Here is a 13255-nt window from a genome sequence, read left to right as displayed (position 1 = left end):
TCCCCTGGCTGCGGCGGCCGGCCGCGCGCATCGTGGAGGCATGACCACGCACACCAACCAGCAGACTCCCGCATCAGAGGCAGACACCCGGGTCGCCGTCGTCACCGGGGGGTCGCGCGGCATCGGCCGGGCGGTCTCCCGGAAGCTCGCCGCGGACGGCCTGGCCGTCGTCGTGAACTACGCCCGCGACGCCTTCGCCGCCGAGGAGGTGGTGGCGGCGATCACCGGTGCCGGCGGCCGCGCCGTCGCCGTACGGGCGGACGTGGCGGAGGAGAAGGAGGTCGCCGCGCTGTTCGACCGGGCGGAGGCCGAGTACGGCGGTGTCGACGCGGTGGTGAACTCGGCCGGGCGGATGACCCTGTCGACCATCGCCGACCTGGACCTGGCGGCGCTCGACGCCATGCACCGCACCAACATCCGCGGCACCTTCGTCGTCGCGCAGCAGGCGGCGCGGCGGCTGCGCGCGGGCGGCTCGTTCGTGGGGTTCTCGACCTCCGTGGTCGGCACGCAGTTCCCCACGTACGGCGCCTACGTGGCGAGCAAGGGCGCCGTGGAGGCGATGACGCTGATCCTGGCGAAGGAGCTGCGCGGGCGGGACGTCACCGTGAACACGGTCGCGCCCGGCCCGACGGCCACGGACCTGTTCCTCGACGGCAAGACGCCCGAACAGATCGACCAGCTCACGAAGGCCCCGCCGCTGGAGCGGCTGGGCAGCCCCGAGGACATCGCCCGCGTGGTCGCCTTCCTCACCAGCCCGGCCGGCCACTGGGTGAACGGCCAGGTCCTGCGCGCCAACGGCGGACTGGTCTGACACCCGGCAACGAGGAACCACCCCGTACGAGCACCGACTGCCAGGAGACACGCATGCCGTTCGCCCAGTTCAAGGTCCCCGCGGGCACCCTGACCGCCGAGGACAAGAAGAAGATCGTCGAGCGCACCACCGACCTCTACGCGGAGATCTACGGGGAGCGGGCCCGCCCGACGACCGTCGTCCTCGTCGACGAGGTCCCCGACGGCGGCTGGGGCGTCGCGGGCAACGTCCTCACGGCCGCGATGCTGAACCAAGAGGGGTGACGCAGGGACCCGCCCGGAGATCGGAGGCCGGAGGCCAGAGGCCGGATGCAGGCGGTTCATGTGCCGACTATCACCCGATATGAGAAATCTGCATCTCATATACTGAGCGTGCTGTGCGCCGGGTGCTGGCCAGAATGTTTACATGCGCGTAACACTTAAGTGTCCCGCGCGCGGCAACGGCGCCGAGCGCCCACCACCGGACCGACCGGACGACGGACGTACGCCCCCCTCACCCACGCGGACGCGTACCCCCCACCCCGCCCCGGTCTCCGGTGTCAGCCGTGCCAGAAAGGGCCCCCGTGACGACGCGAAGCGAGACCAGGACCACCCTCGACCATCTGCTCACCGAGATCGAGCACCGCAATCCGGCCCAGCCCGAGTTCCACCAGGCCGCCCACGAGGTCCTGGAAACGCTCGCGCCGGTCGTCGCGGCCCGCCCGGAGTACGCCGAGCCCGGCCTCATCGAGCGGCTGGTCGAGCCGGAGCGGCAGGTCGTCTTCCGGGTGCCGTGGCAGGACGACAAAGGCCGCGTCCACGTCAACCGGGGTTTCCGTGTCGAGTTCAACAGCGCGCTGGGCCCGTACAAGGGCGGCCTGCGCTTCCACCCCTCGGTCAACCTGGGCGTCATCAAGTTCCTGGGCTTCGAGCAGATCTTCAAGAACGCGCTGACCGGCCTCGGCATCGGCGGCGGCAAGGGCGGCAGCGACTTCGACCCGCACGGGCGCAGCGACGCGGAGGTCATGCGGTTCTGCCAGTCGTTCATGACGGAGCTGCACCGGCACATCGGCGAGCACACGGACGTACCGGCCGGGGACATCGGCGTCGGCGGCCGTGAGATCGGTTACCTCTTCGGCCAGTACCGCCGGATCACCAACCGCTGGGAGGCCGGTGTCCTCACCGGCAAGGGCCAGGGCTGGGGCGGCTCGCTGATCCGCCCCGAGGCGACCGGCTACGGCAACGTCCTCTTCGCGGCGGCGATGCTCCGTGAGCGCGGTGAGGACCTGGAGGGCCAGACGGCCGTGGTCTCGGGCTCCGGCAACGTCGCGATCTACACGATCGAGAAGCTCGCCGCCCTCGGCGCCAACGCCGTGACCTGCTCGGACTCCTCCGGCTACGTCGTCGACGAGAAGGGTGTCGACGTGGAGCTGCTCAAGCAGATCAAGGAGGTCGAGCGCGGCCGCGTCGACACGTACGCCGAGCGCCGGGGCGCCTCGGCCCGCTTCGTCCCCGGCGGCAGCGTCTGGGACGTCCCGGCCGACCTCGCCCTCCCGTCGGCCACGCAGAACGAGCTGGACGAGAACGCCGCCGCGACCCTGATCCGCAACGGCGTCAAGGCGGTCTCCGAGGGCGCCAACATGCCGGCGACCCCCGAGGCCGTGCACCTCCTCCAGCAGGCCGGCGTCGCCTTCGGCCCCGGCAAGGCGGCCAACGCGGGCGGCGTCGCGGTCAGCGCCCTGGAGATGGCGCAGAACCACGCCCGTACGTCGTGGACGGCGGCGAAGGTGGAGGAGGAGCTGGCCGACATCATGAACGGCATCCACACCACCTGCCACGAGACCGCCGAGCGCTACGACGCCCCCGGCGACTACGTCACCGGCGCGAACATCGCCGGCTTCGAACGCGTGGCGGACGCGATGCTGGCCCAGGGCGTCATCTGACCCTCCCAGCGCGGCCCGGCCGATGACCGGCGCGGGCGTGGCCGATGACATTGGGCACCTTGTCCCGGGCGACACGCCGTCCGCACGGCGTGTCGCCCGGGACAAACCGTCCAATCGTCACTCCGCGTGGTCCTTGAACCGGAGGAGAACGGCACACGAACAGGGCAGGGAATCCGGGCGGCGGCTTCCCCAAACCCCTACCGCCCGCGTGACGACTGTTCTTGTCTGTTCGGATGGTGCGTGCAGCGGACAACGAAACAGTGGTGCCCGAACGGGCGGCGGGACGGACGAGCCAGCCACTCCCACCGCTCGCCGTCGTCCCGCCGGGCCGGCGCCCCCCGCAGGACGGCACGCAGCAGGACGGCACGCAGCGGGACGGCACGCAGCAGGACGGCACGCGCACGGGCGGTAAGCCCGTACCCCGCGGCAAGCGCCAGGGTGGCGGCCGCCTCTACGTCCTCGACGGCGTCCGCATCCTCGCCGCGCTGATGGTGGCCGCGCACCACTACGCCGGCACCTGGCGCGCCGACCGCCCCGGCAACCCGTTCTGGGACCGCCCGGTGTCGGACCTCATGCCCACCGTCTTCCGGTTCGCCTCCTACGGCTGGATCGGCGTCGAGATCTTCTTCGTGATCAGCGGCTTCGTGATCTGCATGTCGTGCTGGGGCCGCACGCCCCGCCAGTTCTTCGTCTCCCGCGTGATCCGGCTCTACCCGGCGTACTGGTTCGGGGTGCTGTTCACCACGGCCGTGCTGGTCGCCGTACCGGGCGTGTGGGAACGCCTGCGCCTGCGCGAGATCCTCCTGAACCTCACCATGCTCCAGTCCGGCTCCGCCGTGCCGAACGTCGACGGCGTCTACTGGACCCTCTGGTCCGAGCTCCGCTTCTACCTCCTCTTCCTCGTCGTGGTCGCCATGGGCCTGACGTACCGCAGGGTCGTGGTCTTCTGCTGCGTGTGGGGCGCGGCGGCGATGCTCGCGCCCATCTCCGACCTCCGCCTGCTGGAACTGGTCGCCAACCCGGAGGGCGCCTGGTACTTCATCGCCGGCCTCGCCCTCTACCTCATGCACCGCTTCGGCCAGGACCTGCTCCTGTGGGGCATCCTCGCGATGGCGTGGCTCATGGGGCAGCTGGAGCTGGGCGACCGGATCGACCAGGTCGAGCACGTCTCGGGCTGGCGCGGCAGCGTGGCGATCTTCACCGTGTTCCTGCTCTTCATGGTCGCCGTCGCGCTCGGGTACACCGACCGCGTCCGCTGGAAGTGGCTGGTCACGGCCGGCGCGATGACGTACCCGCTCTACCTGGTCCACTACGCCGCCGGCACGGCCCTCATCGGACGCCTCCACGACACGATGGACCCGCGCCTGCTGCTCGTCGTCCTCATCGGCGGCTTCCTCCTCCTCAGCTACCTGATCCACCGCCTCGTCGAACGCCCGGTGTCGCGCCTGCTGAAGAAGGGCCTGGACACGTCCTTCGCCCGACTGCGGGCCGCGGACAAGCGGACCTGACCCCCTGGGCGTCGGTGCGAAGATGGTGCCCATGGCCCGTTACACCGAAGCACTGACCGTCGAACGCGGCGGATTCCGGATCAAGGTCCCGGAGTCGTGGTGGGAGTTCGACGTGCGCCCGGAGTCGCGGGACGACTCGATCCGCCGCATGGTCGACGACCGCATCCGCCAGCACCCCGAACTGAAGCCCTCCCGCTCCGCCTACGTCACCTTCCTCCAGAAGGCGGCGGCCGACGCGTGGAAGTCGGGCGCGCTGTACTGCGGTTGCATGGCGGAGAGCTTCGGCGGCGACACCCCCATCACCGGCTCGGTCACCGTCTCCCTGGTCGGTGGCCGCGCCGCCTCCGGCTCCCCCCTCCCCACCGACCCGGCGGCCATCGCGGCCCAACTCGCCGTCAAGGAGGCGAAGAAGCCCGGCGACTCCTGGCGCAAGGTGACGACCGTCGACATCCCCGGCGTGGGCCCGGCCGCCCGCACCCAGGGCATCGAGGACATCCCGGTCCCCGACGACACCCTCAACCGCACCGTCCGCGCGGTCCTGATGCAGACCTACATCCCGGTCCCGGGCCAGGAGGGCAAGGTCGCCCTGGTGGCGGGCAGCAGCCAGATCCTCGACCTGGCGGACTCCTTCTTCGACATCTTCGACGCGGTGACGTCCACGTTCCGGTTCGTGGGGTGAGGGGGAGCGGGCCCGCGCTCACCCGGGGTCAGTGCGCATAGCGCCGTACCGCGTCCGGGTGGATGACGACCCGGCACTGGTCGGCGGCCAGTATCCCGGCCAGGTCGTGGCGTCGGGTGTCGTCGGTGAGGTCCCAGTAGCGGGCGGCCAGGCGGGAGCACAGGTCGTGTGCGCCGTCGGGCTCCACGGTGGCGCGGCCGGTGACCGACACCCAGCGCTCGCGCTCGCCCGCCGGGGCCGCCACGACGATCGAGACGCGCGGGTCGCGGCTCAGGCGCCGCATCTTCAGCGAGTCGGGTGCCGTGAAGAACTGGAGCGTCCCCCGCGCGGTGACCTCGAACCACACCGGCCGGGGCTGCGGCGGCTGCGGGCCGGCGGCCACGGACAGGAACCCGTGCAGGGGGCGCCCGAGGAAGCGGAGGTCGTCGGCGGTCAGCAGGCCGGTGGCGGTGCTCATGGTGTGTCCTCTCCTGCGTGGGGTCTCCTACGTGGGGCCGGGCCGGAGGTCACGGCCGTCGCCGCCAGGCTCCCGCCGCCGCGGCCCGCACGACGTACTCCTCGAAGTTGCGGGGCGCGCGTCCCAGTACGGTCGCGACGCCGTCCTCCGTGCCGGAGATGTTCTGGCGCTCCATCATCACGAACATCTCCGCGACGTGCCGTGCCTCCTCCTCGCCCAGGCCCTCCCCGACCAGCGCCGCGGTGTACGCGTCGGGGGAGACCCGCGTGAAGGTGAGGGGCCGCCCGGACGCCCGGGCGATCAGCTCGACGGCCTCGGCGAAGGTCAGCGCGCGCGGCCCGGTCAGCTCGTACGTGCGCCCCGCGTGCCGGTCGGGCTCGGCCAGCACCGCAGCCGCCACGTCGGCGACGTCCTCCAGGTCGACGAACGGCTCGGGCACCGGGCCGGCCGGGAGCGCAAGCCCGCCGGAGAGCAACGGGGCGTGGAAGACGTCCTCGTCGAAGTTCTGGTTGAAGTTCGCCGCCCGCAGGACCGTCCAGCCCAGGCCGGACCGGCGTACGGCGTCCTCCGCCGAGCGCATGTCCAAGCCGAACGCGGAGTCGCCCCACCGGTCGGCGCCGTGCCCGGACAGCAGGACCAGGTGCCGTACGCCGGCGGCCTCGGCCCGCGTCGCGAACGCGTGCACCGGCCCGGGTACGGACGGCGGGACCACGTACACGGCGGTGACACCCCGCAGGGCCGTGTCCCAGCCGCCGGGCTCCGACCAGTCGAAACGGGTCGGGCTGGACCGGGAGGCGGGCCGCACCGGTGTGCCGCGCAGCCGCAGCCGGGCCAGCACCCGTCGGCCGGTCTTGCCGGTGGCGCCCAGGACGAGGGTGACGCCCGGGCGCCCGCCGGTGCCCTGTGTACTGCCGCTGCCGCTGCCGCTGTCGGTGATGTCGTTGCTCATGGCAGCAATACAACGGCGTCGGCTCGGACGAACCCATGGTCGAGAAGCCGGATTGCCTTCGTGATCGTCTATCTTCGGAAGCATGGATGCCTTCGGTGATCTCTTCCGCGGCATGCGCGCCCACGGCTCGCTCTTCGGCAGCTCGACCCTGACCGCGCCCTGGGCGCTGCACTTCGTGGACGGTCCGCCGCTGACCCTGTGCGCCGTCCTCGAAGGGGAGGGCTGGATCGTGCCGGAGCAGCACCCGCCCGAGAAGGTCGGCGCGGGGGAGACGGTCGTGGTCCGGGGCCCGGGAACGTTCACCTTCGTCGACGAGGTGGACACCCGCGCCGAGCCGGTCCCGTGCGGCGAGGCCTGCGCGACGCCGGAGCAGGGCGGCACCCGGCACCGGCTCGGCTGGAGCGACCCCCGCGACGACCGCGGTGACGGCGCGACGACCCTGATCGTCGGCGCCTATCCCGTACGGGGCGAGGTCAGCCGCAGGCTGCTGGACGCGCTGCCCGTCGTACTGCGCGTGCCCTCCGGCGGGGGAGCCGACCCCGTACTGGACCACCTCGCGGCCGAGGCCGCCGCCGACACCCCGGGACAGCAGGTCGTCGTGGACCGGTTGCTGGACTGGCTGCTCGTCTGCGCGCTGCGCGACTACTTCGACCGGCCGGACGGTGAGCCGCCCGCCTGGTACGCCGCTCAGCAGGACCCGGTGATCGGCGGCGCACTGCGGCTGATGCACGCCGAGCCGGCGGCGCCGTGGTCGGTGTCCTCGCTGGCCGAGCGGACCGGGGTGTCACGCGCCACGCTGGCCAAGCGGTTCACGGACCTGGTGGGCGAGCCGCCGCTGACCTACCTCACCCGCAGGCGCATGGCGCTGGCCGCGGACCTGCTGACCGAGCGGGCGGGGGCGACCGTGGCGGAGATCGCCCGTGCGGTGGGCTACTCGGACGCGTTCGCGTTCAGCGTGGCGTTCAAACGGACCCGCGGCGTCACCCCGAGCGGCTTCCGGCGGACCGCCGCGACGGCACGCTGACGGCGAACGGCGGGGCGGGGACCGCTCTCACCGGGGCGGCCGCGTCGGGCGGTCGCGTCCCCCGTATGCCCCGGCGGGGCGAGGGCCGGTACGACGGCCGACACCCGACAATGCGGGAGTTCACCGCCCGACCGAGGAGACCGTGTGCCGCGCCCCCCTCGCCCGCACTCCGCCGCTCCCGCCGCCTCCACCGCCTCCCGCGAAACCGCTCAGCCGCCGAGGACCGGCCAGCTCCTCCTCGCCATGGTCACCGTGACGCTGCTGGTGGCGCTGATCGGAGCGCTGGCGAATTCGGTCATGGCGCTGGTCGGACTGCTGGTGTTCCTGCCGGCGGCAGCGGCGGCACTGTGCACGGTGCGGCAGACGGCGCTGGTCTGCGCCTGGACCGCGCTCCTCGGCTCCACCGCCTTCCTGACGGGCGGCAGCGACGTCGCGTTCGCCGACCGCGTCCTGCTGCTCGTACTCACCGCCTGCCTGATCGCGGCATCGCTGTACGCCTGCCGCCGCCGCATCGCCAGGGAGCACACGATGGTGCGGCTGCACTCCGCGGCCGTGGCCATGCAGCAGCAGATCCTGCGCCCGCTGCCGCTGGTCACCGAGGACGTCCGGGTGGACGGCGTGTACGAGCCGGTGCAGGAGGACCGGCTGGTGGGCGGCGACATCTACGACGTCGTCCAGTCGCCCTGGGGAACCCGTGTCCTCATCGGTGACGTCCAGGGCAAGGGGCTGGCCGCGGTGGGCGCGGCGTTCGCCGTCATCGGCAGCTTCCGCGAGGCCGCCCACCGCGAGTCCACCCTCACCGCCCTCGTCGACGCCCTCGACGCCTCCGTGACGCGGCACAACTCCTACGTCGCACGGGACGGCGACGACGAACGGTTCGTCACCGTCCTCGTCCTCGACATCGACGCCCGCGACGAGGTGCAGGCCGTCAACTGCGGCCACGTGCCACCGCAGTTGATCGCCGCGCACTCGACGACCACACCCCCGCTGGAGAGCGGCGTCCCTCTCGGCCTCGCCGCCCTCACGACCGAGCCCGCGCGCGTGGGCCGCTTCCCCTTCCCCGACGACGCGACCCTGCTGCTCAGCACCGACGGCCTGACCGAGTCCCGCGCGGCCGACGGCGCCTTCTACCCCTTGCCCGACCGCCTCGCCGCCCTCGGCCCCCTGCCGCCGAGCGACCTGCCCCGGGCACTTCAGCAGGACGCCCACGCCTACGCGGGCACGACCTCACCCCACGACGACATCGCCATCCTGACGGTCCGGCGCAGGCCGCGCGTGGCAGGTCCGTAGCGCGAACGCGGCTCAGCGGCCCCTTCTTTCGAGGGCGCGGTGCCCTGTAGGTTCACGTGTGCATACGGGTTGTTGCTGATGCGCACGGGGTGACGGGGGTTGCGTGATGGTGGGCCACAGGCCGAGTGACTGGCATGTCCTGGACCTGGACAGGGACCCGACGCCGGGCGACCCGCAGCGCGTGCGCACGCTGGCGAAGACGTTGCAGGACTTCGCCGACGACGTCTCGGAGGCGTTGCGTCTGGTGAAGGGGATGGCGGGGGAGTCGACGCTCGCGGAGTGGGCGGGCAAGTCGGCCGCCGTCTTCAAGGAGGAGTTCTCGGGAGTCCCCAAGAACTTGAAGAAGCTGGAGAAGTCGTACGGGATGTGCGGCGACGCGCTCGCCGACTTCTGGCCGAAGCTGGAGCGCGCCCAGGCACTGGCGGACAAGGCGCTGCGCAAGGCACGCGAGGCCCGCGAAGACCTCACCACCGCGCAGTCGAAGCTGTCCTCGGCGGACTCCTGGGTGACGCGGGCGTCGAAGGAGGCCGACAAGTACAAGGACGACCCGACCGGCAGCAAGTCCGACGGCGACAAGCCGGACGAGGCGAAGGTCCGCGCCGCCACCCGGGACGCCCAGCACGCGAAGACCGCGCAGACGAACGCACAGTCGGCCGTCGACGATGCGCAGAGTGCGCTGGACGCGGCGAAGAAGATGGCCGAGGACGCGCGGAAGATGCGTGACGAGGCGGCGCGGGACGCGAAGAACAAGATCGACGAGGCGTCGGACGCTGGGATCCAGAACCGGTCGTGGTGGGAGGACATCGGGGACTGGTTCTCCGACAACTGGGACTCGATCGTCGCGGTCTGCAAGGTGGTCGTCGCGGTCGTCGGCATCGTCGCGATGATCATCGGCGGCCCGATCCTGGGCGCGATCGTGCTGGTCGCGGCGCTGGTCGTGCTCGCGGACACGCTCTACAAGTACAGCAAGGGCCAGGCGTCGCTATGGGATGTGGGACTGGCCGCCCTGGACTGCATACCCGGCATGAAGGGGCTCACCACCCTCGGCGGGCTGGCCAAGGGGCTCAAGGGCGGCGTGGCGGCGGTCAAAGGTGTCAAGGGCGGCCTGAGGGCCATGGGACTCGCTCTGCGAGGGCTGGGTAAGAATGCCCGTCGCATGATCGCAGACGGTGCCAAAGGAGCGTACAACCGGGCCAAGAATGTCGTACGTTCCAAGGGCAGCGACCCCATCGACATGGCCACGGGAACGATGTTCTTCCCGGAGACCGACATCACACTGCCCGGCAGCCTGCCACTTTCCTTCACTCGTCGCGCGGCTTCGGACTACCGGTGTGGCTGGTGGTTCGGTCCTTCGTGGGCCTCCACCATTGACCAACGACTCGAAATCGATGAGGCCGGAGTCGTTTTCGTCACCGAAGACGGCATGCTCCTTGCCTACCCGCACCCCTCGCAGGATCTTCGTCCGGAGATGCCGGAAGCCGGTCCTCGCCTGCGACTGACACGATCCGGCGACGGCGGCTACAAGGTCGAGGATCCACTCACGAGAGTTGTCCGGCACTTCTGCGCGCCGCAGGACGGCGTCGCCCTCCTCAAGCGGATATCCGACCGCAATGGCGATACCGTGGAAATCGATTACACGGCTGATGGAACCCCGTTTGCCATTCGGCACTCAGGGGGGTACCACATCAAGGTCACTGTCGATGGAGAGCGCGTGGTAGCTCTCAGCCTGGCCGGTGCCGGGGATGACGGCGCGGACGTCATGGTGCGCAGGTACTCCTATGCGAATGGTTGCCTCACCGCCGTGTTCAACGCGAGCGGCCGTGCGATGAGGTTGACCTACGACGACAGATACCGCATCACATCGTGGAGTGACCGCAACGGACACAGCTATTTCTACACGTACGACGATCAGGACCGTTGCGTCACCGAGGGTGGTGAAGCTGGACATCTCACTCTCGCGCTGGACTATGGCGGAGCACAGCCTGCCTGGCCCGGAAACAGGGTCACCACGGTCACGACCTCAGACGGCGCGGTCGACAAGTATGTCGTCAACGACAATTGCCAGATCATTGCGGAGATCAACCCGCTCGATGGCACAACGCTCAGTACATGGGACGGGAACCATCACCTCACGTCCTGGACCGATGAACTGGGCAACACGAGTTCTAGGAATTACGACGAGTGCGGTCGTCTGGTCACCGGCGTCCGTCCGGACGGTGCGACGATCCAGGTCACCTACGACGTTCAGGGCAATCCGACCGCTGTCACCCGCCCTGACGGGCAGGCGCTGACCCGTCAGTACGACACTCGGGGAAATTGTGTGGCTGTCGTCAAGCCCGGTGGTGCCTCCATGCGTTACACCTACGACGCCGCCGGACACCTCGATTCCGTCACCGATCCGACAGGACGTGTGACGGAGGTGGCGTGCAACGCGGCCGGTCTGGCGGAACGCGTCCGCGCCCCTTCGGGCGATGTAACGCGCTATGAGCACGACTCCTTCGGCCGTGTCGCGACGGTGGTCGACGCGCACGGCTGTACGACTCGTATGAACTGGGGCGTGGATGGCGAACTGTTGCGGCGGACCGTCGCAGGTGGAGCCTCCGAGGAGTGGACATACGACGCTGAGGGAAACAGGACCAGCCACATTGACGCTGCTGGAAACGTCACAAGGTTCGAGTACACCCACTTCAATCTGCTTTCGGCTCGAACCTCGCCCGATGGTGTCCGTCATGAATTCTTCTATGACTCTTCGTTGCGGCTTGTAGCAGTCAATCGTCCCGACGGCCGGCGCTGGGAATACAGCTACAACGCTGCGGGGCAGCTCGTCGCGGAGACAGATTTCGACGGCCGTACTCAGACCTATCGTCATGACGTCAGAGGCCAGGTCGTCGAACGGGCCAATGCACTCGGCCAGACCATCCGGATGGCCCGTGACGAGTTCGGGCGCATGGTCGGTAAAGAGGCGGAAGGCGCCGTCAGCACCTACGTCTATGACGTAAACGGCTGGCTGGTCCGGGCCGACAGCCCAGACGCGGCTGTGACACTGCAGCGGGATGAGGAAGGACGCCTTGTCTCGGAGACGGTGAACGGCAGAACCAGCACCTATACCTACGATTCCGCCGGTCGGCCTCTTACTCGCACCACTCCCACGGGAGCCACCAGTACCTGGACCTACGACGGTGCCGGTCACCGGTGTTCGAGTCGCACTGCGGGTTGCTCCCTCACTCATGACCGCGACTCGACGGGGCAGTTGCTTTCCCTCACAGTGAACGAATCCCTGTCGCTGACGCGCGAGTACGACGACGCCGGGAGACTCACGACACAGAACGTCGAGACTGTCGTCGGCCACACAGTGCTGCATCGTGCCTACCAGTACCGCGAGGACGGGCACCTCGTAGGCATCGACGGCGTCGCTGACGGACACACGACCTTCGACCTTGACAAGGCTGGCCGCACCACGTCGATCCGGGCCGAAGGATGGGCGGAGTCGTATGCGTACGGCATCGACGGAGTGCAGACCGCCGCGGACTGGCCGTCTCAGCACCCCGGCCAGGGTGCTGTGGGACAGCGGGAAAGCGTGGGTACCAGGCTCATCGGAGCCGGCAGTACGCGATACCACTACGACGAGCAGGGCCGAATCGTGCAACGTCAACGCACCCGGCTCTCCCGCAAGCCCGATACATGGACGTACACATGGGACGCGGAAGACCGCCTCGTCTCTGTCCGCACGCCCGACCGCACGGTGTGGACGTATCAGTACGACCCCATGGGGCGGCGTATCGCCAAGCAGCGACTGGACGCGAACGGCGCCACCGTGGTGGAGCGGACGGACTTCACCTGGGACGGCGATGTCGTCAGCGAACAACTCACGAGTGCCATCGATCGTCCGCACAACAAAGTGGCAGTGACCTGGGAGTACGACGGATCCCGTCCTCTGATTCAGGCGGAGCGCCTGCTGACGGCGTCGCAGGAAGAGGTCGACTCAAGATTCTTCGCCATTGTCACGAATCTGGCGGGAGCTCCCACCGAACTGATCGGTGAGGACGGTCGTCTGGCCTGGCGGTCACGCAGCACGCTGTGGGGTGTCACCGCCTGGGCGGCCGAGAGCAGTGCGTACACGCCATTGCGCTTCCCTGGCCAGTACTTCGACCCTGAAAGCGGCCTGCACTACAACTTCCATCGCTACTACGATCCGGAGACGGCCTGTTACATCACCCCGGATCCTCTCGGTCTCGGCCCGTCGCCCAATCCATACCTCTACTTCCTCGACCCGCTTCTGTCTGCGGACTTGCTGGGACTTTACGAAATCGGGAAACCAGATCCTGCAAGCCAGGCGGGAAACCTCCCGTTGGTGGCCGACAAGATCGCTGCACACGCAGATCTCAAAGGGCGCCAAATCCCTGGTGTGGACGATCTTGATGTACCGGAATACTTGGAGGACGTCATGGCCGGGTCTCATGGGTTCCGCTTGCGCAGTAGCTCGGGTGGCAGTCCGCGCTTCACATGGTGGGACGACGCCACGAATACGATGGTGATCCGGGAAGGTGATGCCGGGACTTTCATGCAGCCGTCCCGAGGATACGAATACTTCTTGGAGCAGTTGAAAGGGTGAATGC

At 69.4% G+C, this 13255-nt stretch carries 10 protein-coding genes; 8 read left to right on the top strand and 2 right to left on the bottom strand.

Features of this window, described 5'->3' with window-relative positions; all coding sequences use genetic code 11:
- The first annotated feature begins 40 nt into the window (after nt 1-40).
- The 5 genes from HZS56_RS07150 to HZS56_RS07130 all read left to right on the top strand — a co-directional run bounded on the left by HZS56_RS07150 (nt 41) and on the right by HZS56_RS07130 (nt 4919).
- Nucleotides 41-811: an SDR family oxidoreductase gene (locus HZS56_RS07150; protein ID WP_216719836.1), complete on the top strand. Its 771-nt coding sequence runs from the start codon at nt 41-43 to the stop codon at nt 809-811.
- A gap of 53 nt (nt 812-864) precedes the next feature.
- Nucleotides 865-1074 (top strand): 4-oxalocrotonate tautomerase family protein, encoded by a 210-nt coding sequence (locus HZS56_RS07145; RefSeq protein ID WP_216719835.1) that lies wholly within the window; start codon nt 865-867, stop codon nt 1072-1074.
- A gap of 299 nt (nt 1075-1373) precedes the next feature.
- Nucleotides 1374-2732, top strand: coding sequence for an NADP-specific glutamate dehydrogenase (gene gdhA / locus HZS56_RS07140; protein WP_216719834.1), 1359 nt, complete (start codon nt 1374-1376; stop codon nt 2730-2732).
- A 233-nt stretch (nt 2733-2965) separates the two neighbouring features.
- Entirely contained in the window at nt 2966-4240 is a 1275-nt protein-coding gene (locus tag HZS56_RS07135; protein ID WP_253913845.1) for an acyltransferase family protein, read from the top strand.
- 31 nt (nt 4241-4271) lie between these two features.
- Entirely contained in the window at nt 4272-4919 is a 648-nt protein-coding gene (locus HZS56_RS07130; protein ID WP_216719833.1) for a hypothetical protein, read from the top strand.
- Nucleotides 4920-4947: 28 nt separating this feature from the next.
- Here the strand turns inward: HZS56_RS07130 and HZS56_RS07125 are convergent, their stop codons facing one another.
- Nucleotides 4948-5376 (bottom strand): pyridoxamine 5'-phosphate oxidase family protein, encoded by a 429-nt coding sequence (locus tag HZS56_RS07125; RefSeq protein WP_216719832.1) that lies wholly within the window; start codon nt 5374-5376, stop codon nt 4948-4950.
- A 49-nt stretch (nt 5377-5425) separates the two neighbouring features.
- Nucleotides 5426-6325: an NmrA family NAD(P)-binding protein gene (locus tag HZS56_RS07120; protein WP_216719831.1), complete on the bottom strand. Its 900-nt coding sequence runs from the start codon at nt 6323-6325 to the stop codon at nt 5426-5428.
- Nucleotides 6326-6407: 82 nt separating this feature from the next.
- Between HZS56_RS07120 and HZS56_RS07115 the strand changes: the two genes are divergently transcribed.
- The 3 genes from HZS56_RS07115 to HZS56_RS07105 all read left to right on the top strand — a co-directional run bounded on the left by HZS56_RS07115 (nt 6408) and on the right by HZS56_RS07105 (nt 13251).
- Nucleotides 6408-7349, top strand: coding sequence for an AraC family transcriptional regulator (locus HZS56_RS07115; RefSeq protein WP_216719830.1), 942 nt, complete (start codon nt 6408-6410; stop codon nt 7347-7349).
- Between the two features lie 144 nt (nt 7350-7493).
- Nucleotides 7494-8639 carry a PP2C family protein-serine/threonine phosphatase gene (locus tag HZS56_RS07110; protein ID WP_308408015.1) on the top strand — a complete coding sequence of 382 codons (1146 nt, stop codon included), beginning with the start codon at nt 7494-7496 and terminating at the stop codon, nt 8637-8639.
- Between the two features lie 106 nt (nt 8640-8745).
- Nucleotides 8746-13251: a DUF6531 domain-containing protein gene (locus tag HZS56_RS07105; protein WP_216719861.1), complete on the top strand. Its 4506-nt coding sequence runs from the start codon at nt 8746-8748 to the stop codon at nt 13249-13251.
- The last annotated feature ends 4 nt before the right edge of the window (nt 13252-13255 follow it).

This window comes from Streptomyces mayonensis (genome assembly GCF_018982965.1).
In the GTDB taxonomy this organism is placed as follows: Bacteria; Actinomycetota; Actinomycetes; order Streptomycetales; family Streptomycetaceae; genus Streptomyces; species Streptomyces mayonensis.
Note: the sequence above shows the minus strand (reverse complement) of the source record. Positions and strands in the feature narration are given on the sequence as shown.